The 21,658-nt window shown below is 68.4% G+C and carries 21 protein-coding genes and 4 tRNA genes; 9 read left to right on the top strand and 16 right to left on the bottom strand.

Features of this window, described 5'->3' with window-relative positions:
* Window positions 1–9: 9 nt before the first annotated feature.
* From moaA to ACJQWL_RS13085, 3 genes are read right to left on the bottom strand one after another with little or no spacing between them, the layout of a single operon-like run.
* Window positions 10–1,047: a GTP 3',8-cyclase MoaA gene (gene moaA, locus ACJQWL_RS13095; RefSeq protein ID WP_330969768.1), complete on the bottom strand. Its 1,038-nt coding sequence runs from the start codon at window positions 1,045–1,047 to the stop codon at window positions 10–12.
* Window positions 1,044–1,802 (bottom strand): MBL fold metallo-hydrolase, encoded by a 759-nt coding sequence (locus ACJQWL_RS13090; RefSeq protein ID WP_411300947.1) that lies wholly within the window; start codon window positions 1,800–1,802, stop codon window positions 1,044–1,046. Before ACJQWL_RS13090 ends, moaA begins: the two co-directional genes overlap by 4 nt.
* Window positions 1,802–2,551 carry a 3-deoxy-D-manno-octulosonic acid kinase gene (locus ACJQWL_RS13085; protein ID WP_330969757.1) on the bottom strand — a complete coding sequence of 250 codons (750 nt, stop codon included), beginning with the start codon at window positions 2,549–2,551 and terminating at the stop codon, window positions 1,802–1,804. The genes ACJQWL_RS13090 and ACJQWL_RS13085 overlap by 1 nt, the downstream gene beginning before the upstream one ends.
* Before the next feature lie 16 nt (window positions 2,552–2,567).
* Between ACJQWL_RS13085 and ACJQWL_RS13080 the strand changes: the two genes are divergently transcribed.
* From ACJQWL_RS13080 to ACJQWL_RS13070, 3 genes are all read left to right on the top strand, one after another.
* The gene (locus ACJQWL_RS13080) at window positions 2,568–3,635 is read left to right on the top strand and encodes a glycosyltransferase family 9 protein (RefSeq protein WP_330969769.1); all 1,068 of its coding nucleotides are present in this window, start codon (window positions 2,568–2,570) and stop codon (window positions 3,633–3,635) included.
* A gap of 52 nt (window positions 3,636–3,687) precedes the next feature.
* Window positions 3,688–4,041, top strand: coding sequence for a hypothetical protein (locus tag ACJQWL_RS13075; protein ID WP_330969758.1), 354 nt, complete (start codon window positions 3,688–3,690; stop codon window positions 4,039–4,041).
* Window positions 4,042–4,222: 181 nt separating this feature from the next.
* Complete coding sequence (locus tag ACJQWL_RS13070) at window positions 4,223–5,122, top strand: sterol desaturase family protein (protein WP_411300946.1); 900 nt, start codon at window positions 4,223–4,225, stop codon at window positions 5,120–5,122.
* A 9-nt stretch (window positions 5,123–5,131) separates the two neighbouring features.
* On the opposite strand, the gene ACJQWL_RS13065 is transcribed toward ACJQWL_RS13070, so the two are convergent.
* On the bottom strand, window positions 5,132–5,545 hold the full coding sequence (locus tag ACJQWL_RS13065) for a DUF6165 family protein (RefSeq protein WP_330969760.1): 414 nt from the start codon (window positions 5,543–5,545) through the stop codon (window positions 5,132–5,134).
* A 145-nt stretch (window positions 5,546–5,690) separates the two neighbouring features.
* On the opposite strand from ACJQWL_RS13065, the gene ACJQWL_RS13060 reads away from it, so the two are divergent.
* The 3 genes from ACJQWL_RS13060 to ACJQWL_RS13050 all read left to right on the top strand — a co-directional run bounded on the left by ACJQWL_RS13060 (window position 5,691) and on the right by ACJQWL_RS13050 (window position 7,104).
* Window positions 5,691–5,781 (top strand) — tRNA-Ser (locus ACJQWL_RS13060).
* Between the two features lie 193 nt (window positions 5,782–5,974).
* On the top strand, window positions 5,975–6,226 hold the full coding sequence (locus tag ACJQWL_RS13055; protein ID WP_330969761.1) for a hypothetical protein: 252 nt from the start codon (window positions 5,975–5,977) through the stop codon (window positions 6,224–6,226).
* A 173-nt stretch (window positions 6,227–6,399) separates the two neighbouring features.
* Window positions 6,400–7,104 carry a PP2C family protein-serine/threonine phosphatase gene (locus tag ACJQWL_RS13050; protein WP_330969762.1) on the top strand — a complete coding sequence of 235 codons (705 nt, stop codon included), beginning with the start codon at window positions 6,400–6,402 and terminating at the stop codon, window positions 7,102–7,104.
* A 43-nt stretch (window positions 7,105–7,147) separates the two neighbouring features.
* Here the strand turns inward: ACJQWL_RS13050 and dnaQ are convergent, their stop codons facing one another.
* Genes dnaQ through ACJQWL_RS13035 form a run of 3 tightly spaced genes read right to left on the bottom strand, consistent with a single transcriptional unit; the run spans window position 7,148 to window position 8,926 of the window.
* Window positions 7,148–7,882 (bottom strand): DNA polymerase III subunit epsilon, encoded by a 735-nt coding sequence (dnaQ, locus tag ACJQWL_RS13045; protein WP_330969763.1) that lies wholly within the window; start codon window positions 7,880–7,882, stop codon window positions 7,148–7,150.
* 21 nt (window positions 7,883–7,903) lie between these two features.
* The gene (rnhA, locus tag ACJQWL_RS13040) at window positions 7,904–8,377 is read right to left on the bottom strand and encodes a ribonuclease HI (RefSeq protein ID WP_330969764.1); all 474 of its coding nucleotides are present in this window, start codon (window positions 8,375–8,377) and stop codon (window positions 7,904–7,906) included.
* A 30-nt stretch (window positions 8,378–8,407) separates the two neighbouring features.
* Complete coding sequence (locus ACJQWL_RS13035; protein ID WP_411300945.1) at window positions 8,408–8,926, bottom strand: methyltransferase domain-containing protein; 519 nt, start codon at window positions 8,924–8,926, stop codon at window positions 8,408–8,410.
* A gap of 339 nt (window positions 8,927–9,265) precedes the next feature.
* On the opposite strand from ACJQWL_RS13035, the gene gloB reads away from it, so the two are divergent.
* The 3 genes from gloB to ACJQWL_RS13020 all read left to right on the top strand — a co-directional run bounded on the left by gloB (window position 9,266) and on the right by ACJQWL_RS13020 (window position 12,206).
* The gene (gene gloB, locus ACJQWL_RS13030; RefSeq protein WP_330969766.1) at window positions 9,266–10,042 is read left to right on the top strand and encodes a hydroxyacylglutathione hydrolase; all 777 of its coding nucleotides are present in this window, start codon (window positions 9,266–9,268) and stop codon (window positions 10,040–10,042) included.
* Complete coding sequence (locus tag ACJQWL_RS13025; protein WP_411300944.1) at window positions 10,039–11,310, top strand: lytic transglycosylase domain-containing protein; 1,272 nt, start codon at window positions 10,039–10,041, stop codon at window positions 11,308–11,310. The genes gloB and ACJQWL_RS13025 overlap by 4 nt, the downstream gene beginning before the upstream one ends.
* A 95-nt stretch (window positions 11,311–11,405) precedes the next feature.
* The gene (locus tag ACJQWL_RS13020) at window positions 11,406–12,206 is read left to right on the top strand and encodes an enoyl-ACP reductase FabI (RefSeq protein WP_330969850.1); all 801 of its coding nucleotides are present in this window, start codon (window positions 11,406–11,408) and stop codon (window positions 12,204–12,206) included.
* An 86-nt stretch (window positions 12,207–12,292) separates the two neighbouring features.
* On the opposite strand, the gene ACJQWL_RS13015 is transcribed toward ACJQWL_RS13020, so the two are convergent.
* The 9 genes from ACJQWL_RS13015 to tig form a co-directional block, all read right to left on the bottom strand.
* Window positions 12,293–14,272, bottom strand: a complete 1,980-nt coding sequence (locus tag ACJQWL_RS13015; protein WP_330969849.1) for a peptidyl-prolyl cis-trans isomerase — start codon at window positions 14,270–14,272, stop codon at window positions 12,293–12,295.
* Between the two features lie 130 nt (window positions 14,273–14,402).
* Window positions 14,403–14,479 (bottom strand) — tRNA-Asp (locus tag ACJQWL_RS13010).
* A 109-nt stretch (window positions 14,480–14,588) separates the two neighbouring features.
* Window positions 14,589–14,665: transfer RNA gene (locus ACJQWL_RS13005), tRNA-Asp, on the bottom strand.
* 25 nt (window positions 14,666–14,690) lie between these two features.
* Window positions 14,691–14,765 (bottom strand) — tRNA-Val (locus tag ACJQWL_RS13000).
* 46 nt (window positions 14,766–14,811) lie between these two features.
* On the bottom strand, window positions 14,812–15,084 hold the full coding sequence (gene hbs, locus ACJQWL_RS12995) for a non-specific DNA-binding protein Hbs (protein ID WP_330969848.1): 273 nt from the start codon (window positions 15,082–15,084) through the stop codon (window positions 14,812–14,814).
* Window positions 15,085–15,306: 222 nt separating this feature from the next.
* On the bottom strand, window positions 15,307–17,751 hold the full coding sequence (lon, locus tag ACJQWL_RS12990; protein ID WP_330969847.1) for an endopeptidase La: 2,445 nt from the start codon (window positions 17,749–17,751) through the stop codon (window positions 15,307–15,309).
* 230 nt (window positions 17,752–17,981) lie between these two features.
* A complete protein-coding gene (clpX, locus tag ACJQWL_RS12985) occupies window positions 17,982–19,274 on the bottom strand; it encodes an ATP-dependent Clp protease ATP-binding subunit ClpX (protein WP_330969846.1) in 1,293 nt (430 codons plus the stop codon).
* A gap of 168 nt (window positions 19,275–19,442) precedes the next feature.
* The gene (gene clpP, locus ACJQWL_RS12980; RefSeq protein ID WP_330969845.1) at window positions 19,443–20,069 is read right to left on the bottom strand and encodes an ATP-dependent Clp endopeptidase proteolytic subunit ClpP; all 627 of its coding nucleotides are present in this window, start codon (window positions 20,067–20,069) and stop codon (window positions 19,443–19,445) included.
* A 96-nt stretch (window positions 20,070–20,165) separates the two neighbouring features.
* Window positions 20,166–21,461 (bottom strand): trigger factor, encoded by a 1,296-nt coding sequence (gene tig / locus ACJQWL_RS12975; RefSeq protein WP_330969844.1) that lies wholly within the window; start codon window positions 21,459–21,461, stop codon window positions 20,166–20,168.
* Between the last annotated feature and the right edge of the window lie 197 nt (window positions 21,462–21,658).

Raw genomic sequence — 21,658 nt, 5'->3', positions numbered from 1 at the left:
GCAGCCGACTCATCCGCCCACCAGGAACATCTCCACGTGCCTTCTCGATGCCAGCGGAGAGTCGCGTTCTTCGCTGTAACGGTCGGCACGCCGCTGCCAGAGGCCCCCGACGTGGTCGGACAATGCAACGTCCCCGCCCGCCAAGAGCGGGCGCAGCGGCTGGCCGGAGCCGGCGAACAGGCAGGTGTAGAGCGTGCCGTCGGCGGAAACCCGGGCGCGGTGGCAGTCGCCGCAGAACGGCGCGGTGACCGAACTGACGAAACCGACCTCGCCACCGCCGTCGACGAAGGCGTAGCGTTCGGCCACTTCGCCCCGGTAGTGCGGCTGCAGCGCGCGCAAGGGCCAGCGCGCATCGATCGTGTCGCGAAGCGCGGCGGAGGGCACGACGCGATCGCGCCGCCAGCCGTTGCAGGTGCCGACGTCCATGTACTCGATGAAGCGCATGACGTGGCCGCGCTCCCGGGCAAACGCCACCAGCGGCAGCACCTGCTCGTCATTGACGTCCCGCTGCACCACGCAGTTGAGCTTGATCGGCCCGAACCCGGCATCGACCGCCGCGTCGAGGCCACGCATCACGTCCTCCAGCCGACCGCGCCCCCCCGACAACTGGGCGAACCGGGAGGGGTCCAGGGTGTCCAGGCTGACCGTAATCCGCCCCAGCCCGGCGTCCCGGAGCGCGCGTGCCTGCCCGGCCAGCAGGCTTCCGTTGGTGGTCAGGGCAATGTCGTCCACGCCGGGGATGACCGCCAACCGCTGGACCAGCCGGGCGAGATGGCGGCGCAGCAGCGGCTCGCCCCCGGTCAACCGCAGTTTGTTCACGCCGAGCCGGGCGAACCCGCGCACCAGCGTTTCGATCTCGTCGAACGACAGGCGCGAGGCCGCATCCAGCCCGTGGTCGTCACCGACCCGGTCGGCCGGCATGCAATAGGGGCAGCGGAAATTGCAGGCCTCGATCACCGACAACCGCAGGTCGCGCAACGGGCGGCCGAGACGGTCCCGCGGACCGGCGTCCAGCCCGGGCCCGGTGAGGCGGCGCGGCAGGCTCATGCCGGGTCGGCCCGTCGTGCGGTGGGGTCGTCCAGCGCGAGCGTGGCGCCGGGCTCGGCCACGCGGTAGCCGCGTTGCGCCAGCGCCCGCCCGTCGGCAGCGCTGGCGTAGTGGTACAGCACGCAGCGGTCCAGCAGCTCGCGCGGGTACTCGCGTTCCAGGTCTTCGATGCCACTGTGGGACGGGTTGCCCACCAGCCCGCAATCGTGCGCGACCAGCTCGCCTGCACCGGCGAATCGAGCCAGCACCTCCGGGATCGGCCGGGTGTCGCCGGTCCACACCAGGCTGCCCTGCAGGCGCAGGCCGAACGCCGTATCCGGCCAGTGATGGCGTGCCGGGAACACCTCAAGCCGGACACCGTCATGCCAGAACGCATCGCCGACGGGGATCACATGGAACGCGTCCCAGAAATTGGCACCGCCCTCGGCAAGGACGTTGGGGTAGTCGCCGACGCGCTGGTGCAGCAACGGGACCAGCGGCGCCGGCACGTAGAGGCGGGTGTGGCCCCGGCGCGCCGCCTGGAAATACTTCTCCACGAACAGCCGCTCGAAGCCTGCGACATGGTCCAGGTGGGTATGGGTGACGAAAACCGCGCGGGGCGGTTCGCCGTAATGCGCCAGGTAGGCGGTGAGGCCCTCGCCACCGCAGTCGATCGTCAGCCACGGCGCGCCGTCACGCTCGATCGTCGCCATGGCCGAGCCCAGCTCGACGGCCGAGGCACTGCCCGCGCCCTGCATGCGCAACTGCCAGGCCATCAGTAGCCCCGTTCCCAGATGCGATCGTAGGCGCCGCGCAGCCGGGCGAAATCGCGCTCCACGGCATCGGCCGTGCGGTCGCCACGCAGCTTCAGCACCGAGCGGCGCAGGCGCGCCAGGTTGCGCTCGCGCCAGCCGGTGGCGGGGATGCGCAGCTCGCCGCGATCCAGGTCGATCACCCAGCCCTGCCCCGCCGGATTGAACAGCAGGTTGTGGGCGTTGAGGTCTGCGTGGTCCAGCCCGGCGCGGTGGCCGCGCGCGATCAACCGCCCGGCTTCCTCCCACGGCGCACCATCACCGGCAACGCTGGCACGGTCGGCCAGCGAGCGCACGTTGTCGAGCCGTTCCAGCAGGATCGCGGCCTGGTAGCGCAGGCCCACCCGCCGGTAGTAGGCGGCGATCGGGCGCGGCACGGGCACGCCTTTTTCGGCGACGGCGCGGATCAGCCGGAACTCGGCGAACGACCGCGTCCGGTTGCTGCCCCGCCACAGGTAGCGGTCGCGGTTGACCTGCGCCACCAGTCCGCCGCGCAGGTAGCGACGGAGCACCGCGGGGCCGAACGGGGTCTCGACGAACCAAGCGCCACCGCGCCCTCCGCTGTCGACCGGCCGGGCGCGCTCGCCCCAATACGCCGGGGAGAACCAGTCCGCGCTGGCTTGCCGCACCCGCGTCAGGTCGAACAGAATCGCGCCGTAGCCGCTGTCATCGCGGAATGGCGTCAAGCCTTCTGTCGCGTCATACCCCGTCATCGCCCGGAGTCTAGCAATTCAAACCCGCCATCCATCCGCGCCGGCACCCGCGCCCGACTCGCTTTGCCTGTTGCGTCTGTCGGCGCTGGGCGACGTCACCCACGTGGTGCCCCTGGTGCGCACGCTGCAGTCCGCCTGGCCCGGGGTGCGGCTGGCCTGGGTCATCGGCAAGGGTGAGCACAGGCTGCTGGACGGACTGGAGGGGGTGGACTTCATCGAGTACGACAAACGCAGCGGACTTGCCGGCATGCGCGGGGTGCGGCGCGCGCTCGGCGGCCGGCGTTTCGATGCGCTGTTGCAGATGCAGGTGGCCGCGCGGGCCAACCTGCTGTCGGCCTTCATACCCGCACGCCGGCGGGTGGGCTACGACCGCGGTCGGTCGAAGGACGGCCATGGGCTGTTCATCAATGAACGCATCCCCGAACGCCCCGGCATCCACGTGCTGGATGCCATCGGCAGCTTCTGCGAACCGCTGGGCCTGCGGCAGGACACCGTGCGCTGGGACCTTCCGGTGCCCTCCGCGGCGGTCGAGTGGGCGCGGGCGCAGTGGCCGGAGGACGGACGCCGGACGATGCTGGTCTCGCCGTGCTCCAGCCACGCGCTGCGCAACTGGCGGCCCGAACGCCACGCCGCCCTGGCCGACCATGCCGCCGGGGCAGGCTGGCGCGTGGTGCTGTGCGGCGGCCGCAGCGAACTGGAGCGCCGGACGGCTGACGCGATCATCGCGGCCATGCACCAGCCCGTGCTGGACCTGGTCGGCAAGGACACCCTGAAGCAGCTGCCTGCGCTGCTGGCACGCGGCGACCTGCTGGTCACCCCCGACTCCGGGCCGATGCACATCGCCAACGCGATGGGCACGAAGGTGCTGGGCCTGCACGCCGCCAGCAACCCGGCGCGCAGCGGGCCCTACTCCGACCGTCGCTACTGCGTGGACCGCTATGACGACGCCGCCCGAACCTACCGGGGGCGCGGGGCCGACGCGCTCAAGTGGGGCAGCAAGATCGAATACGACGGGGTGATGGACCTGGTCACCGTGGACGATGCGGTGGCGGCATTCGAGCGTTACCGTCACGACCACGGTTGATCCGGACCATCCGGCCCGCCGCCCCTGCAGCGCCCCCTCCAAGGAGCTCCCGATGTCCGCCTGGTTCAGTGTCGTTGCCCCGTTCCTCCCCGAAATCATCAAGGCGGCACGGCCGATGTTCACGCGCAGCCGCGGCGACGATGCGAAGGCCGCCGCCCTGGTGCCGCAGCAGATCAAGGAACTGCAGGACGCGGCGGCGCAGAACGCCGACGCCATCCATGCGCTGGCCGGTGAAATGCAGAACACCCTGCATTCGCTGCGGCAGGGAGCAGGCGAACTGGAGCGCACGCTGGCCCGTCATGAACTGGCGCTGGCCGCACTGGAACGGTCGCGGCAACTGGCACTGATCGCCGCGACGGTAGCCGTCCTGGCCGCGGCGCTGGCCGCCTACGCACTGGCGGCCTGAGGGTAAGCGCCGCTCATGGGTTGACCGCACGCGCAGGCAGCCCAGCCACCCGGGATGCGCTGCCAAGGCAGGTGCCCGGCGGCGACGACGGCAGGCGTCACTGCGACTGATGGCCCATGACCGGGCATCCCACACGCGGCATCGTTCGGCTGCCATGCCCGTCTCCACCCTTGCACACGCCATGACCCCACGCCGCCACCCCTGGATCGAAACGCTGACCCACCCGGTACTGCTGGTGGGCGCCCTTGCCGTGTGGTGGGTGCTGGACAGGAGCGAAGAGGCGGCGCTGGTCGCGCTCATCGCCACCCAGGCCGTACTTGCAATCCTGGAAGCCCGCGCGCCCGCCATGCCGCATTGGCGGCAGACCCTGCGCCAGAAGCTGGGGCTGGCAGCGGTCTACCTGGCGACGCTGGTGGTGCTCGGCCTGGTGCTGTCCCTCTACGGCTGGCTGCTCGCACCCCCCCTCGCCCAAGCGCGCGACGCATGGGGCCTGGCACTGTGGCCCAACGGATGGCCGCTGCTGGCGCAGGTGGTGCTGCTGTATTTCGCCAGCGAGTTCATCTACTACTGGATCCACCGCGCGATCCACGGCTCGGGCGTCTTCTGGCGCATCAGCGGCCACGGCTTCCACCACGCCTACCAGAACATGCACGCCCTCAACGCGGGGGCCACGCACCCGCTCGAGGTTCTGTTCCTGGCGCTGCCGGCACTGCTGATCACCGCGCTGTTGGGCGGCGGCGCCGAGGCCGCGGCCGGCGCCACCACGCTGCTGGTGGTCAACGCCTCAATCGTCCATGCCAACGTCCATACCGACACGCCCGGGTTGCGTTGGCTGGTCACCAGCAGCGCGCACCATCGACGCCACCATTCAAGCGTCTTCGACGACAGCAACAGCAACTACAGCTGCAACGCGATCGTCTGGGACCGGCTCTTCGGAACGTATTCGGCCGGGCCGGTTGCGCAAACCGGCATCGGCCCGCACGAACCGACGTTCATGCAGAAGTTGCTGCTGCCGCTGCGCGAACCGGTGTACGCCGACACGGCCGCCGCCCGCGATCACCCGACCCAGCGGGATACGTGATGCCCCAGCTCAGGCAGCGGGGGCGCCGCCGGCCCGGTAGTCCTGGTACGACTTCTCCTCGACGTACGCCGAGCCCAACTCGACATTGATGTCGCGCTTGATGCGGGCCCGCTCATCGTTCTCGATGTAGACGCTGCGTGCCAGCTGGATGAACTCCTGGTCGAACGCCTGCGCCCGCTCCTTGAGCCGGATGTCGTCCTCGATCACCCACAACCGCTCGTTGACGGCCTTGAGGTCGGCGCGCAGGCGGACGATGTCGACGCTGGCCGCCGCATGCGACATCCAGGTCTTCTCCAGCGCCGACAGTTCGTTGCGGACGTTGGCCAACTTGGCTTCGTCACTCATCCGCTCGGACTTGATCTGCAGGATCGAGATCTTGTCCAGCAACTCGCCGAACGACACGGGCACGAGGATTTCGGACATGGGCAGCGCACTCCTGGACGGGATCGCGAAGTTTAACGCCGACGCCGCCAGCCGCCGGGAGTCGCCGCGATGCGTCTTGTCCACCTGCGACGCGGCCCGTATCATGGCGCGCCCCGCCCGGCCGCACGCAGGCTGGACGGGCACCGGAGAGGTGGCAGAGCGGTTGAATGTACCTGACTCGAAATCAGGCAGGCGTTTATAGCGCCTCGGGGGTTCGAATCCCCCCCTCTCCGCCACATACAGCGACGAAATCAAGGGGTTGCGCGCAAGCGCAGCCCCTTTGACTTTTGCCGGCCGCGTCGTCCGCCGCTGGCCGACTGCGGTACACGCCCACGGTCCCCTGAATCGAGTGCTTGGCGCGGCTGCTCACCCTGCCTTGACGCTGGATGCTTACCCTCCGGAGCCTCTGCGGCGAACAAGAACAAGAAGATGCCCCGCCCGGCGATGCCCCTGGAAGACCTTGGCCTGCTGTGCCTGCTTGAAAAGATCGGAACCTCCGGGGAGCCGGTGGATGCCTACGCCCGACTTGGCCTGATCAGGCGAGGTCTGGTCACCAACAGCGAAACGCCGGCACTGACTGACGCCGGGCGCGCGATGATGTCCGAGCTGCGGGACTGGCGCGACGAGGGCGAAGTAGACCCGGGGACCCCCGACTCGGGCGTCAGCCCGGGCCCGGGTTGACGCCGGCGACACGGGCCAATCCCTCCGCATGCGGCGCCCCGGGGTTCACTGCGCCCCGCCATTGGATCCAGGCTGGAGCCCCGGTCCTGGGTGCCGTCCAATGCCCTGCAGCTTCGGTGGATCCACCCGGGCAGCGCCATGACGCGCGGGCGCAGACAGGGCATGATCGCGGCATGATCGAATTCGGACACCTCACCCACCCGGGCCTGCGCCGCGACCTCAACGAGGACACCTACTACGGCGACAGCGAGCTTGGGCTGTGGCTTGTGGCCGACGGTATGGGCGGGCACGAGTACGGCGAGGTGGCCAGCGCACTGGCGCGGGAGGCAATCGTCCGCGAGGTTCGCGACGGCACCCCCCTGGACCAGGCCATCCGCATCGCCGACGAGGAAATCATCCGTACCTCGCGCAAGCGCGACGAAGCGCTGCCGATGGGGACCACGGTGGTGGCAGCGCGCGTCACCGGCCAGCGATTCGACGTGGCGTGGGTCGGCGACAGCCGGGTCTACCTGTACCGGGACGGCCAGCTGGCCCAGCTCTCGCAGGACCACAGCTACGTGCAGGAGCTGATCGCGACCGGTGCGATCACCCAGGAACAGGCGCGCAGCCATCCCCATCGCAACGTCGTGACCCAGGCGCTGGGCGTGACCGACCCGCGCAACCTCAACGTCGAAACCCTGACCGGCGAGCTCCGACCGGGCATGCAGTTGCTGCTCTGCAGCGACGGGCTGACCGAGGAGGTCGACGACAGCGGCATCGCCAACGTGCTGTCACAGCGCGACTGCAGCGCCCAGGAATGCGTGGACAGCCTGGTCGCGGCGGCGCTGGATGGAGGCGGTTCGGACAACATCACCGTGATCCTGGTGCGCAGCCACTAGCGCCCCGTTTCCGGCCGCGCAGCGGCCACGGGGGCTTGCAACGTCAGGCCAGCACCGGCGCCTGCCATTGCGCTTCCTGCTCCCCGAGGCGGTCCCAGACCGCCTGGCCGGCCTTCTTACGCAGGCCTGCGAGCCGTGACTGGTGTGCTTGCAGGTCGACGGTCGGGATCGGGATGCGCGGTCGCGGGCCGGTGGCCCCGCGGTACGTGGGGATTGCAGCGACAGCGCCGGCGCCGGCGGCCCCGAAGCCGATTTCTTCCTGGCCGGAGGTCAACCCGATGTAGACCTCGGCCAGCAACTGGGCGTCCAGCAGCGCGCCGTGCAGCTGGCGGTGGGCGTTGTCCACGCCCAGTCGCTTGCACAACGCGTCCAGCGAATTGCGCTGGCCAGGATAGCGCTGCCGGGCGAGCAGCAGCGAGTCCTCGATCACGCAGCGATCTGACAGCGCCCCGTGGTGGGCCCCCGCAAGCCGCAGCTCATTGTCCAGGAAGCCGACGTCGAAGGCAGCGTTGTGGATCACCAGTTCGGCGCCGTCGATGAAAGACAGAAACTCGTCGACGACCTCGGCGAAGCGCGGTTTGTCGGCAAGGAATTCCAGCGTCAGGCCGGTCACTTCCTGCGCGCCGGGCTCGAACGGGCAATCGGGATTGAGGTAGCAGTGGAACGTGCGGCCGGTCGGGCGGCGCTCGATGAACTCGACGCAGCCGATTTCCACCACGCGGTTGCCCCGCTCCCAGCTCAGGCCGGTGGTTTCGGTATCCAGGATGATCTGACGCATCGTCGCAGTCTACGGCAGTGGTCAGGCCGCGCCGGCGCGCAGCTTGAGCGCCGCGTCGCGCGCAAGCACGTCCACACGCTCGTTGTCCGGATCCCCCGAGTGGCCCTTGACCCAGCGCCAGTCGATCGAATGCCGACGCGTCGCCAGCTCCAACCGCTCCCACAGGTCGCGGTTCCTCACCGGATCGCCGCCGGAGGTCTTCCACCCGCGCCGCACCCAGTTGGGCATCCACAGGGTGATGCCCTGGCGGACGTACTGGGAGTCGGTGTGCAGGACGACGGTGCAGGGCTCGCTGAGCGTCTCCAGGGCCATGATCGCGCCCATCAGTTCCATCCGGTTGTTGGTCGTGGCCGGATCGTTGCCGGAGATCTCGCGCTCGCGTCCCTTGCAACGCAGCAGAGCGCCCCAGCCGCCGGGGCCGGGATTGCCCAGGCACGCGCCATCGGTGTGGATCTCGACCGCCTTGTTCGTTTCGTTCGGGGAAGCCTGGTTCATCGCGCCATTATCGCTCGCTTGGCGATGGCGTCATCCACCCCTGCCATGGCCCCGTCCCGGGACCGACCGGGCAATCGACCGCCCCATGGATGCCGAACCCACGCCACCGGCCTGCAGGCGGAATCGCATCAACGGCTGTCGCGGGATGGCGGCATGCACGCGCTTGACCACCGTGATGGCAACGGCGGCGCGCAGCCTGTCGCGTGCGGCCACGCCGCTGTCGTGGCGATCGGTCCGCCAGTACGGGCCGAGCCATTGCACGCTCAGGCTGTCGGGCACCAGTCCGGACCGGCGCAGCCGCGACTGCCAGGTGCCCAGCGCGCTGGCATGCAGTCCGCCTCGCCACCAGCGGCCACGGAACGGGCTGAGCGGGTTGAGCACCGACAGCCAGAGCGTGCCGCCGGGTACCAGCACGCGGGCACATTCGTCCAGCAGCATCCGCGGGTCACGCACCTCTTCGGCGGCGTGCTGCACCAGGACCATCCCCACGGTGTCGCTTGCGATCGGCCAGGGCAACTCGCATCGCAGGTCGCCGGCAAAGGCCCCCACGTCCGCCTCCCGCCCCGGCAAGCAGGACATGCGGAGTCCGCGCGGCCGATCCAGCGATGGCATGGCGGCACCGCAAGGGCCGATCCAGAGCCACGGGAGGGACGGCATGGCCTCGATCGCCCGCTGCATCGCCCGTGATTCCGCCTCCAGCAGGCCCCGGCCCGCGCCCGCTTCGAAGAAGGGACCGGCTCGCTCGGGTTGACGCACGGGATCAGGGGCGGGCATGGTCGCGTGGCCTCAGGCCAAGGGGGGCGCTGGACAGGTCCCCGGCTGAACAGGAAACAGGGTGGATGCGCGGATCTACGATGGATTCTGCGCGATCCGTCCGGGAGCGTCACCATGCCCCTGCTGGCACTGCCCGCATTCAACGACAACTACATCTGGGCCCTGCAGGCCTCGGACGGCACCGCGCTGGTGGTCGACCCGGGTCAGGCACGACCGGTACTGGAGGCGGCGGAGGCAGGCCTGCGCCCCGTGGCCATCCTCCTCACCCACCATCATGCCGACCACGTCGGCGGCGTGGCCGAACTGCTGGAGCGCTGGCCCGGCCTGCCGGTGCATGCCCCACACGATCCGCGCATCGCCTTTGCCACCCACCGCGTCGGCCACGGCGACCGGGTGGTGGCCGGCGATTGGACGCTGGAGGTGATCGCCGTGCCCGGGCATACCCTGAGCCACGTCGCCTTCCATCTGGCCGACGGCCAGCCGCCACTGCTGTTCTGCGGCGATACCCTGTTCAGCCTGGGCTGTGGGCGCATGTTCGAAGGTGACGCCCCCCAGATGCTGGCGTCACTGGATCGCCTCGCCGCGCTACCGGGCGGCACCCGCGTCTGCTGTGGCCACGAATACACCTTGTCCAACGCGGCGTTCGCCCGCGTGGTCGATCCTGACAACCCGGCGTTGCTGCGCCGTCTCAAAGAGGCCCAGTCCATGCGCGCTGCCCGACTCCCCACCCTGCCCGCCCTGCTGTCGGACGAATGCGCCGCCAATCCGTTCCTGCGCACGCGCGCCCCGGCGATCGTCGAGGCCGTCCGTGGGCGGCTGGGCCGTGCGCCCGGATCCGCCGCCGACGTCTTCGCCGAGCTCCGGCGCTGGAAGGACGGGTTCGTCGCATGAGCCGCCGCGACCGGCGCGGGACAGGGTCCGCACGCCTCGCGCGGGTGATCTCGGTGCTGCTGCTGATGGCCAGCGCCTGCGTGGCGGCCGCGGAGGGTCCCGCCGCGCCGCAGGCGACGACCGGAGCGACGGAGGCGAGCGCGGCCCCTCGTACCGGGTTGTCGGTGTTGCACTCGTTCCGGGAAGGCCTTTCCGATCCCGGGTGCGAAGGCGAGGTCAGCGACCGCTGGCGCCGACACTTCGCCAGTGCCCCCTCCAAGCTGGCGCAACCGGGTAGCGACGTCATGCCGCTGTTCGCCTACGTGGTCGATGCACTGCGCGACTCGCACCTGCCCACCGAGTACGCGCTCATCCCGTTCGTGGAGAGCGGCTACAAGCCCGGAGCACGCAGTCCGGCCGGCCCGGCGGGACTGTGGCAGTTCATCGCCCTCACCGCACGCAACCACAAGATCCAGGTGGACCAGGGGTATGACGGGCGCTACTCGCCGGTGGATTCCACCCGCGCCGCAGTCCGCTACCTGCGCACGCTCCACGGCATGTTCGCCGGCGACTGGCGCCTCGGGGCCATGGCATTCAACGCGGGCGAATACCGGATCCTCGGCGCCCTCAAGCGCAACGGGCAGGTTGCCCGTGATGCCCGACCCGAGGCCCTGCGCGGCATCCCCGATATCACCCAGGCCTACGTGCGCAAATTGCGGGCGCTGGCCTGCGTGGTGGCGGCCACCGCCGACGACCCTCTGCGTCGCGAGGCGCTGCGGGCACCGATTGAAACGCTGGTCGCGGTCGAAGTCCCCGACGGAGTTGCCAGCGTCGACGCCTTGGCCTCGCACGGCGGGTACGAGGCGGCACGCCTTCGCGAATTGAATCCCGCCTTCCGCAGCGGCCGCATCGGCAAGGGCCAGACGGGTTCGAGGCAATTGCTGGTACCAGTGCCTGCCGCCAGGACCGCCGACCGGATGACCACCGCTGCCGCGGGGGACGTTGTCCCGGACGTGACCGGCGCGAGCGGCGCGGGCGTGGCCGGGCCTGCAACCCGCGCCACCGCTCCCGTCGCGGGCGCCGCCACCCAGGGCGCAGCCGCCACCCGCGTCTCGTCGCACACCGGACCCAGGCGGCATGTGGTGGCGCGGGGCGAGAACCCGTGGTTGATCGCGCGTCGCTACGGAATCCGGGTGGCCGACCTGCTCAGCCTCAACGGACTGCGCCCCGGCAGCGTCCTGCAACCCGGCACCGCGCTTCACGTCGACCCACCCGCGGCGTCACCCTGAGGCCTCCTCCCGGTGGCCGCTCCCGGGTGCACAGGGCACACTAGCGCCCCTGCCGGCACCGCCGGCACCCGGCCACCACCATTCGAGGGACGAACATGGGTTTCCTGCAAGGCAAGCGCGCACTCATCACCGGTATCGCCAGCCAGCGGTCCATCGCCACGGGCATCGCCGAGGCGATGCACCGCGAGGGCGCGGAACTCGCCTTCACCTACCAGAACGACAAGCTGAAATCGCGCGTTGAAAGCGCCGCGGCCGACTACGGCAGCGCCATCGTGCTGCCGCTCGACGTGACCGACGATGCGCAGATCGCCGCTTGCATGGACCAGCTGGGCGAGCACTGGGACGGGTTCGACATCCTGGTGCACGCCATTGCGTTCGCGCCGCGCGAAGCGATCGCCGGACAGTTCCTGGACGGGCTCACCCGTGAGAACTTCGCCATCGCCCATGATATTTCGGCCTATTCGCTGGCGGCACTGGCCAAGGCCGCCCGGCCGCTGATGGCCGGGCGCAAGGGCTCCATCCTCACCCTCAGCTACCTGGGTGCCGAGCGCGCGCTCATCGGCTACAACGTGATGGGCGTGGCCAAGGCGAGCCTGGAATCCACCGTGCGCTACCTGGCCTGCAACCTGGGTCCGGAGGGCACGCGCGTCAACGCCATCTCGGCCGGGCCGATCAAGACGCTGGCCGCGGCAGGCATCGCCGGGTTCCGCAAGATCCTCGGGCACGTGGAGGAGAACGCGCCGCTTCGCCGCACCGTCAGCATCGAGGACGTCGGCAACGTCGCCGCGTTCCTGTGCTCGGACCTGGCCTCGGGCGTGACCGGCGAGATCACCTACGTGGATGGCGGCTACAACATCGTCGGGATGACCGGCATCCACGCCGACGCCGCCGACTGAGCAGTCAAGTCAGCCCCGCCGACGTCACAAAAAAAGCCCGGCGTCGCGCCGGGCTTTCTTGTTGGTTCCGGTCCTTTCGCTGCCGGTCAGAAGTTCTCTTCGAACACTTCGATATCCAGGTTGCGACGCAGTGATCGCGTCAACGCCTCGATGTCGTCAAGGCCGGACACCTGCGCGAACTGCTGGCGCAGCGCATCGCGCTGGGCCTGGTCGAGCGTGGCAGCGCTGCCGGGCGTCACGCCGGTGACCACGAACAGTACCGCACGGCCGTCCGACAGCATCTGGAGGCCGGGCGAGGTGCCACCCGGCGCCGGCTTGGGCGCGGCGAAAACCGCCTCGTTGACCTCCGGCTCCGGCAACGGTGCGCCACGGGGCACGCCCGGAACCGATTCGGGCGCCGCCAGGCCTTCCGCTGTCGCCAACGACTCGAGGGTTTCGCCCTTCTCCAGGCGCGCGACCAATGCCTCGCCCCGCGCCTTGACCGCCTTGCGTGCGCGGTCTGCGCGGACCGCGGCGTCCACCCTGGCACGCACCTGGCCTAACGGCAGCGCTCGCTCGGGGGTGTGCTCGACGACGCGGATCAGCACGGTCGACCCAGGGGCGACTTCAATGGGGTCGCTCACCGTGCCGTCCTGTACCAGCATTTCCGAGAACGCCGCTTGCCGGACCGCCGGATGCGCTGCAATGCCGGACGCATTCGCGCGGGTGAACGGGCCCACGGTCTGCACCTGCAGGCCCATTTCGTTCGCGGCGGGCGTCAGCGAGGACGGATTGCGGTAGATGCGGTCGACCAGCTCGCTGGTGAACTCGCTGACCGCGCGGTCACGGTTGGCCTGGGCGAGCTCGGTGGCGAGGGCTTCGCGCGAATCCTCGAAACTTCGCGTTTCGCCCGACCTCTCCTCGCGCAGCTGGATCACGTGCCAGCCGAAGTCGGTCCGCACCGGGTCACTCACCTGCCCCGGCTGCATCGCGAACAAAGAGTCCTCGAAACTGCCTGTCATCGCACCACGTCCGATCCAGCCAAGGTCACCGCCCATCGCGCTGGACCCGCTGTCGTCGCTGTTGTCCCGCGCCAGCGCGGCAAAGTCCGCCCCGGGCGCCTTGGCCTGCGCGGCGATACGCGCGGCCTTTCCTCGGGCAGCGGCAACGGCCGCCTCATCCGCGCCGTCTTCCACGCGAACCAGGATATGCGACGCGAGCCGCTCGTCCTGCGCGCTGAAACGCTCGCGCTGCTCTTCGTAGCGCTGGCGCAGGGCGGCCTCATCCGGCGCGGCCGGCGCTGGCACGGTATCGGCATTGACCTGCACGTACTCGAGGGTGACGGCCTCGGGAGCGCGGAAATCGGACTCGTTCGCCGTGTACCAGGCGCGCGCCTGTTCGTCACTTACCGGCGCGGTGTCCGGCTCGGGGGCGGGCAGCATGAGCAGGTCGACGTCGCGCTGCTCGCCTAGCAACCGCACCAGGCGGTCCATCTCGCCATTGGTGACGAAACTGCTACTGCCGACCGCGGTGGCAGCCAGCGACTGGCGCAGGTTGTCGCGAACGCTGCGCTCGAACTGCCGCGGCGTCTGCGGCGGCACCTGCGATGCCAGTGTCAGCTGGTAGCGGTTGGGATCGAACCGACCTTCCACCTGGAACGCCTCGATGTCCTGGATGGCGTCGCGCACCATCGCATCGCCAACGACAATGCCGGAGGCTTCGGCGGCCATCGCCAGGGCCTTCTCGTCGATCAGGGTCTCCAGGACCTCACGCTTGTTGTCGACCGACTCGAAGGCCACCGGGTCGAATGCTTCGCCCTGCCGCTCGCGCTGCTGCTGGCGGGCCAGCTCCAGCCGGTTGCGGAACTCCTCGACGGTCACTTCTTGGTGGCGCCAGAACATGGATGCCGGCCACCACGACGGCGCGCCATGCCACCACGTCGGTGGCGCCTGGATGCGGGCCACGTTGTTTGCCGCGCCGCCCACCATGTACTGGTCCAGGCCGAACAGTGCAAAGGGAACGATCAGCAGCGCGACGATCACGGCGCCGACGACGCCAGTGGTTTTTTCGCGGAGTTTCTGCAGCATGAGGGGTCGCGTGTCGGGACGGAGCCGCACAGTCTAGCGCGACCTGCGCTGGCGGTCTTCCCGGCTGGGCCCACCTGCTGGCTCGACGCAAAAAAAAGGAGGCGCCTATTCCGGCGCCTCCTGGGACAACTGGCGGAGCGGACGGGACTCGAACCCGCGACCTCCGGCGTGACAGGCCAGCATTCTAACCAACTGAACTACCGCTCCACGTTGAACCTGGCAGTCCCGCACCACGCCTGCACCAGGCACGCGCACGCGGGACCCAACTCAAAACAGGGGCGCCGGATGGCAGGCATCCGGCGCCCCTGGATACTACTGGCGGAGTGGACGGGACTCGAACCCGCGACCTCCGGCGTGACAGGCCAGCATTCTAACCAACTGAACTACCACTCCGCACGCAAAACTCGTACTCAAGTGATGGTGGGTGCTGAGGGTTTCGAACCCCCGACCCTCTCCGTGTAAAGGAGACGCTCTACCACTGAGCTAAGCACCCGCCTGATGCTGCAAGCGCCTTGGTCAGGCGCCGGCGGGCGAGCTGCTTAGTTTACGGCATCCTTAAGCGCCTTGCCAGCCTTGAACGCGGGATTCTTGGACGCCTTGATCTTGATCGTCTCGCCGGTCTTCGGGTTGCGGCCCTGGCGCGCGGCGCGCTTGCGGACCTGGAACGTACCGAAGCCCACCAGCGTCACGGTGTCGCCCTTCTTCAGCGCCTTGGTGATCACCCCAACCATCGCGTCAACGGCGTTGGCGGCATCGGTCTTGGACAGCTCGGCGGCGTCGGAGACGGCGGCAACAAAATCGGCCTTATTCATTCGTATGGACTCCCTGTGCGGACTGGGCCGCAGTGTTCTGAGAACCGGACCGTCCCCTTCCCCGGCAGACTCTCCGATCGATTAGACCGCCCGGCCCTGCGATGTCGCAGCGGCCCGGCGGTTGCGCCCGTTATACCAGCGGGTTTTTGCCTTCGCAAGCGTGAAAGCTAGTAACGACGCGGGTTTCAGGACAATTCCGGCAAGTTGCCCCGATGCCGCTTGTCAATGCTTGACACCGGGCTGGCTGGCAGGGTCCGCCGTGCCGCGGATCGGCAGTTCACCCTGGCCGGGGGGTTGCGCGGGCGACAGCGGCCGTTCCAGCGCGATGTCGAGTACTTCGTCGATCCACTTCGCCGGGATGATCTTCAACCCCTGGGACACCGACTTGGGCAAGTCCGCCAGGTCCTTGCGGTTTTCCTCGGGGATGATCACGGTGCGGATGCCGCCGCGCAGTGCCGCCAGCAACTTCTCCTTGAGTCCGCCGATGGGCAGGACGCGGCCGCGTAGCGTGATCTCACCGGTCATCGCCACTTCCGCCTTCACCGGGTTGCGCGTGAGCATCGAGACCAGCGCCGTGGCCATCGCGATGCCTGCGCTGGGACCGTCCTTGGGCGTGGCGCCCTCGGGCACGTGCACGTGCACGTCGTGCTTCTGCAGGAAGTCCAGGTCGATGCCGAGCCGCTCCGTACGCGCGCGCACGACTGACAGCGCGGCGGACGCGGACTCCTTCATGACGTCGCCCAACTGGCCGGTGAGCAGCAGCTGCCCCTTGCCCGGCACCAGCGTCGCTTCGATCTGCAGCAGGTCGCCGCCCACTTCCGTCCAGGCCAGCCCGGTTACCAGTCCGATCTCGTTCTGCTCCTCCGCACGCCCGAAGTCGAAGCGGCGCACGCCGAGGTACTTCTCCAGGTTCTTTGCGGTAACGGTGACAGCACCCTTGCGCGCGGCACCCTTGGCCTTGGCCGGTTGCGGGCCCGCCAATGCGATTTCCTTGACCACTTTGCGACAGATCTTGGCGATCTCCCGCTCCAGGTTGCGCACGCCCGACTCGCGCGTGTAGTAGCGCACGATGTCGCGCACCGCGCCCTCCGCCACCTTGATCTCCTCCGGCTTGAGCCCGTTGGCTTTCAACTGCTTGGGCAACAGGTAGCGCATCGCGATGTTGAGCTTCTCCTCCTCGGTATAGCCGGGGATGCGGATCACCTCCATGCGGTCCAGAAGCGGGCCAGGGATGTTGAGCGAGTTGGAAGTGGCGACGAACATCACTTCGCTCAGGTCGAGGTCGACCTCGAGGTAGTGGTCGTTGAACGCGCTGTTCTGCTCGGGGTCCAGTACTTCGAGCAATGCCGACGACGGATCGCCGCGGAAGTCCATCGACATCTTGTCTATCTCGTCCAGCACGAACAGCGGGTTCTTGGTCCCCACCTTGTTGAGGTTCTGCACGATCCGGCCCGGCATGGAACCCACGTACGTGCGGCGGTGACCGCGGATCTCCGCCTCGTCGCGCACGCCACCCAGGCTCATGCGAACGAACTTGCGGTTGGTGGCCTTGGCGATGGACTGGCCGAGCGACGTCTTGCCTACGCCGGGCGGTCCGACCAGGCACAGGATCGCTCCCTTCATGTGTTTCACCCGGGTCTGCACAGCGAGGTACTCCAGGATGCGCTCCTTGACCTTTTCAAGGCCGAAGTGGTCGGCGTCCAGGACGTCCTGCGCGGCCTTCAGGTCCTTGCGCACCTTGCTGCGCTTCTTCCAGGGGACGCCGAGCAACCAGTCGAGGTAGTTGCGCACGACCGCCGCCTCGGCGGACATCGGCGACATCTGCTTGAGCTTGTTGAGCTCGGCCTTTGCCTTGGCCTCGACCGGCTTGGGCATGCCGGCCTCGGCGATCTTGCGGGTGATTTCCTCGATGTCGTTGGGTGCGTCGTCGATCTCGCCCAGTTCTTTCTGGATCGCCTTCATCTGCTCGTTGAGGTAGTACTCGCGCTGGCTCTTCTCCATCTGCGACTTGACCCTGCCGCGGATGCGCTTCTCCAGCTGCTGCACGTCGATCTCACCATCGACGAGGCCAACCAGCTGTTCCAGCCGGGCGCCGAGGTCGTGCGTCTCGAGCAACTTCTGCTTGTCGCTGATGCGTACACCCAGGTGGGCGGCAATGGTGTCGGCCAACCGTCCCGGCTCGTCTATCCCCGCCAGGGTCTGCATCAACTCGGGGGGCAGCTTGCGATTTGTCTTGACGTACTGTTCGAACAGGCCCATCAGCGACCGGGTGATCGCCTCGATCTCTCGTTCCTCGCGGTCAAGCACGGGCTCGACGACGTGCGCCTGCCCTGCCAGCACGCCATCGCGTTCCTGCACATCCCCGACCTTCACGCGTGCGACGCCTTCCACCAGCACCTTGATGGTGCCGTCGGGCAATTTGAGCAACTGCAGTACGTGCGCGAGTGTGCCCACGTCGTACAGGTCGTCGGCGCCCGGGTCATCGGTATCGGCTGACTTCTGGGCGACCAGCAGGATGCGCTTGTCCGCCTCCATGGCCAGGTCGAGGGCACGGATGGACTTGTCGCGCCCAACGAAAAGCGGAATGACCATGTGCGGGAACACGACCACGTCGCGAAGCGGCAGCACGGGCAGTTCCAGGAGATCGCGTTCGGTCGGGTCGGTCATGGAACCTCCAGCAGGATCGGAGTCGGGAGTCGGCACGCAGGTGGCATGCGACGGAAGAAGGGTGGTACTCCGCGTTGGTTATGGGGGCCTGCGGGAAACTATGCAAGCAACCCCGCCACGCTTCCGTGCAAGGCCCGGGCCACGCTTCAGGATCGGCCGTCGACGACGAAAAACGCCGCCCCGGATGGGGCGGCGTTCAGGACTCAGGCCATTCAGCTGGAGAGCCCGGCTCAGTCGGCCGAGGCGACCTTGGGAGCAGCGGCAGGGGGCGCCTGGTAGATCAGGTACGGTTCGGTCTTGTGGTCGATCACCGACTCGTCCACGACCACCTTGCTGACGTTCTCCAGCGAGGGCAGCTCATACATCGTATCCAGCAGGACCGATTCGACGATGGTCCGCAGGCCGCGCGCGCCGGTCTTGCGCTTGAGGGCCTTGCGGGCGATCGCCACCAGCGCATCGGGACGGAACTCGAGTTCGACGTCTTCCATCTCGAACAGCTTGCGGAACTGCTTGGTGATCGCATTGCGCGGCTCGGTCAGGATCGTGACCAGGGCGGCCTCGTCCAGCTCCTCGAGCGTTGCGACCACCGGCAGGCGGCCGACGAACTCGGGGATCAACCCGAACTTGATCAGGTCCTCCGGCTCGACCTCGGCGAGGATCTTGCCGATCTCGACCTTGCGCTCGCTGCTCTTGACCTTGGCGCCGAAGCCGATGCCACCGGCCTCGGTGCTGCGTTGCTGGATGATCTTGTCGAGACCGGCGAAAGCACCACCGACGATGAACAGGATGTTGCGCGTGTCCACCTGCAGGAATTCCTGCTGCGGATGCTTGCGACCGCCCTGCGGCGGCACGCTGGCCACGGTTCCCTCGATGAGCTTCAACAGCGCCTGCTGCACACCCTCGCCCGACACGTCACGGGTGATCGACGGGTTGTCGGACTTTCGCGAGATCTTGTCGATCTCGTCGATGTAGACGATCCCCTGCTGGGCCTTGTCGACGTCGTAGTCGCACTTCTGCAGCAGCTTCTGGATGATGTTCTCGACGTCCTCGCCCACGTAACCGGCTTCGGTCAGCGTGGTCGCGTCGGCCATCGTGAACGGCACGTTGAGCATCCGCGCCAGGGTCTCGGCAAGCAGGGTCTTGCCCGAGCCCGTCGGACCGACCAGCAGGATGTTGGACTTCGCCAGCTCGACGTCGTCGTTCTTCTGCCGGCTCTCGATGCGCTTGTAGTGGTTGTACACCGCGACCGCGAGGGTGCGCTTGGCGCGCTGCTGGCCGATGACGTACTCGTCGAGCACCTCGAGGATCTCGCGCGGCTTGGGCAGGTGGCTGCGGGCCGACTGCGCCTTCTCCTCGAGCTCCTCGCGGATGATGTCGTTGCACAGCTCGACGCACTCGTCGCAGATGAACACGCTCGGGCCCGCAATCAGCTTGCGGACCTCATGCTGGCTTTTGCCACAGAACGAGCAATAAAGGATCTTGTTGCTGTCGCCGGTGGTGCGGCCCTGTCGGTCGTCGCTCATGTCTGTGCCTGAATGGTGCGTGGTGCCGGATGACGCCCGCTCCGGTTGCGTACGCGTGCAGCGGTTCGAGAATACCACAGCGATCCGGTCCGCCCCGCGGGCCGGATGGGCTGCCTGGTCAGGCCATGTCCTGGCGCCCCGGGCGCTGTATGACGGCGTTCAGGCGGGTCAACCGGCCTGGACGGAGTCCTCCGGGCGACGCTCCAGAACCTCGTCCACCAGTCCGTACTCGCGCGCGGCTTCGGCGCTCTTGAAGTTGTCGCGCTCGGTGTCCCGGGCGATGGTCTCCAGCGCCTGGCCGGTGTGCTTGGACAGTATCTCGTTGAGCTTCTGCTTCAGCGAGAGGATTTCGCGGGCGTGGATCTCGATGTCGCTGGCCTGGCCCTGGAAGCCGCCCAGCGGCTGGTGGATCATGACGCGGGAGTTGGGCAGCGCATAGCGCTTGCCCTTGGCACCGGAGGCCAACAGCAGCGCGCCCATCGAGGCGGCCTGGCCGACGCAGATGGTGCTCACGTCCGGCTTGATGTACTGCATGGTGTCGTAGACCGCCATCCCCGCGGTGACGATGCCGCCCGGCGAGTTGATGTACAGGCTGATGTCCTTCTCCGGATTCTCGGCCTCCAGGAAGAGCATCTGCGCCACGATGACGTTGGCCATGTGGTCGTCGATGCCGCCCACCAGGAAGATCACCCGCTCCTTCAACAGGCGCGAATAGATGTCGTACGCGCGCTCGCCGCGACTGGTCTGTTCGACCACCATCGGGACGAGGTTGAGGGCTTTGGTTGGATTGTCCATCAGGCGGCACCCGTCGGTTGTGTGGGTTCGGTCCAGCCAACTTGGGGCCGGCGGGACCGTTGCGCAAGTGGCGTCGCAGGCGACGCCCGCGGCGGGTTACTGGCGAATCGCCTCGCTGAACGACATCGGCTGCTCGGTGTGCTGGGCGCGCTCGGCGATCCAGTCGATCACCTGCTCCTCCATCACCCGGCTGCGCAGTCCGGCCATCAGCTGCGGGTCGTTGCGGTACAGCTCGACCACCTGCTCGGGCTCCTCGTAGGTCGAGGCAATCAGGTTCAGGGTGTCGGTCAGGCGCTTGGGGTCGAGCTTGAGCTCGTTGCGGCGCGCAACTTCACCCACCAGCAGTCCCACCAGCACGCGCTTGCGCGCGGCATCCAGGAACGATACGTGCGCATCGTCGGGGACCTCACCGATCTGGCGACCCTGGCGGCGCGCCTGCTCGACGGCCTGGCGGGCCATGTCGCGGGCTTCGGCCTCAACCAGCCGGGGCGGCATTTCGATCGCGCCGTAGGCGGCGATCAGCTGCTCGCCGACTTCGCGGCGCAGGCGCGTCATCAGCGCGCCCTTGAGTTCGCGCTCCAGGTTGCTGCGGATGTCTGCACGGAACTGGTCGGCATCACCGGAGCGCACGCCGAAGCTCTTGATGAATTCGGCATCGACCTCCGGCAGCACGGGCTCGGAAACCTTGGTCACCGCCACGTTGACCTGCACGGTCTTGCCGGCGAACTGGGGCACCCGCCAGTCGGCGGGGAACTCGACATCCATCTGCTTCTCTTCGCCCCGCTTCATGCCGACCAGCGCCGAATCGATTGCCGGCAGCATGCTGCCACCGCCCAGCACGGCGGCGCCGCGCTCGGTGCCCTCCGCGGGCACGCGCTCGCCTTCTGCCATCGACCAGGTCTGGATCTCGACCGCGTCGCCCTCGCGGGCCGCGCGCTCGACCGGGCCCCAGGTACGGCGCTGCAGGCGGAGGTTGTCGATCATCGCGTCGATGTCGGCCTCGCCTATCTCGGCGGTGTGGCGGACCACTTCGAGCCTGGAAACGTCGATCTCGCCGAAGTCCGGCACCACCTCGAAGGTGGCGACGTAAGACAACTCACCTTCCTGGGCCGGCTCGATGCTGGGGTTGCCGGCGATGCGCAGCGATTCCTGCTGCACGGCGTTGCTGAAGCTCTCGCGCAACAGGCCATCCAGCACCTCGGCACGGACCTGGGCGCCGAAACGCTGTTCGATCACCTTCGCCGGCACCTTGCCGGGACGGAAGCCCTTGATCTTCGCGCCGCGCGCGATTTCACGAAGCCGCCCGTCGACCTGCCCTTCCAGGCGCTCGGCCGGAAGGTTGAACGTCATGCGGCGCTCAAGCGAGCCCAGGGATTCGACCGAAACTTGCATATCCACTCCTGCGACCGCGGCACTGCGCTGCGGCACGATGATGATCTGGCGTTGATGGCGACCGGCGGCGAAACGACGTGGCCGCGGCGGAACGACGTAGTTTGGACGATTACGGGGCCGGCTGCCAGCGCGGGAAGCCGGCCGGGCCACGCGGCGCCGTTGGCGTTGCGCGCACCCCGGGCTGGCTGGCCCGCCGC

Origin of the sequence: Novilysobacter viscosus, from assembly GCF_046600715.1 — a bacterium.
In the GTDB taxonomy this organism is placed as follows: Bacteria; Pseudomonadota; Gammaproteobacteria; order Xanthomonadales; family Xanthomonadaceae; genus Lysobacter_C; species Lysobacter_C viscosus.
This window is presented reverse-complemented; position numbering and strand designations above follow the sequence as displayed.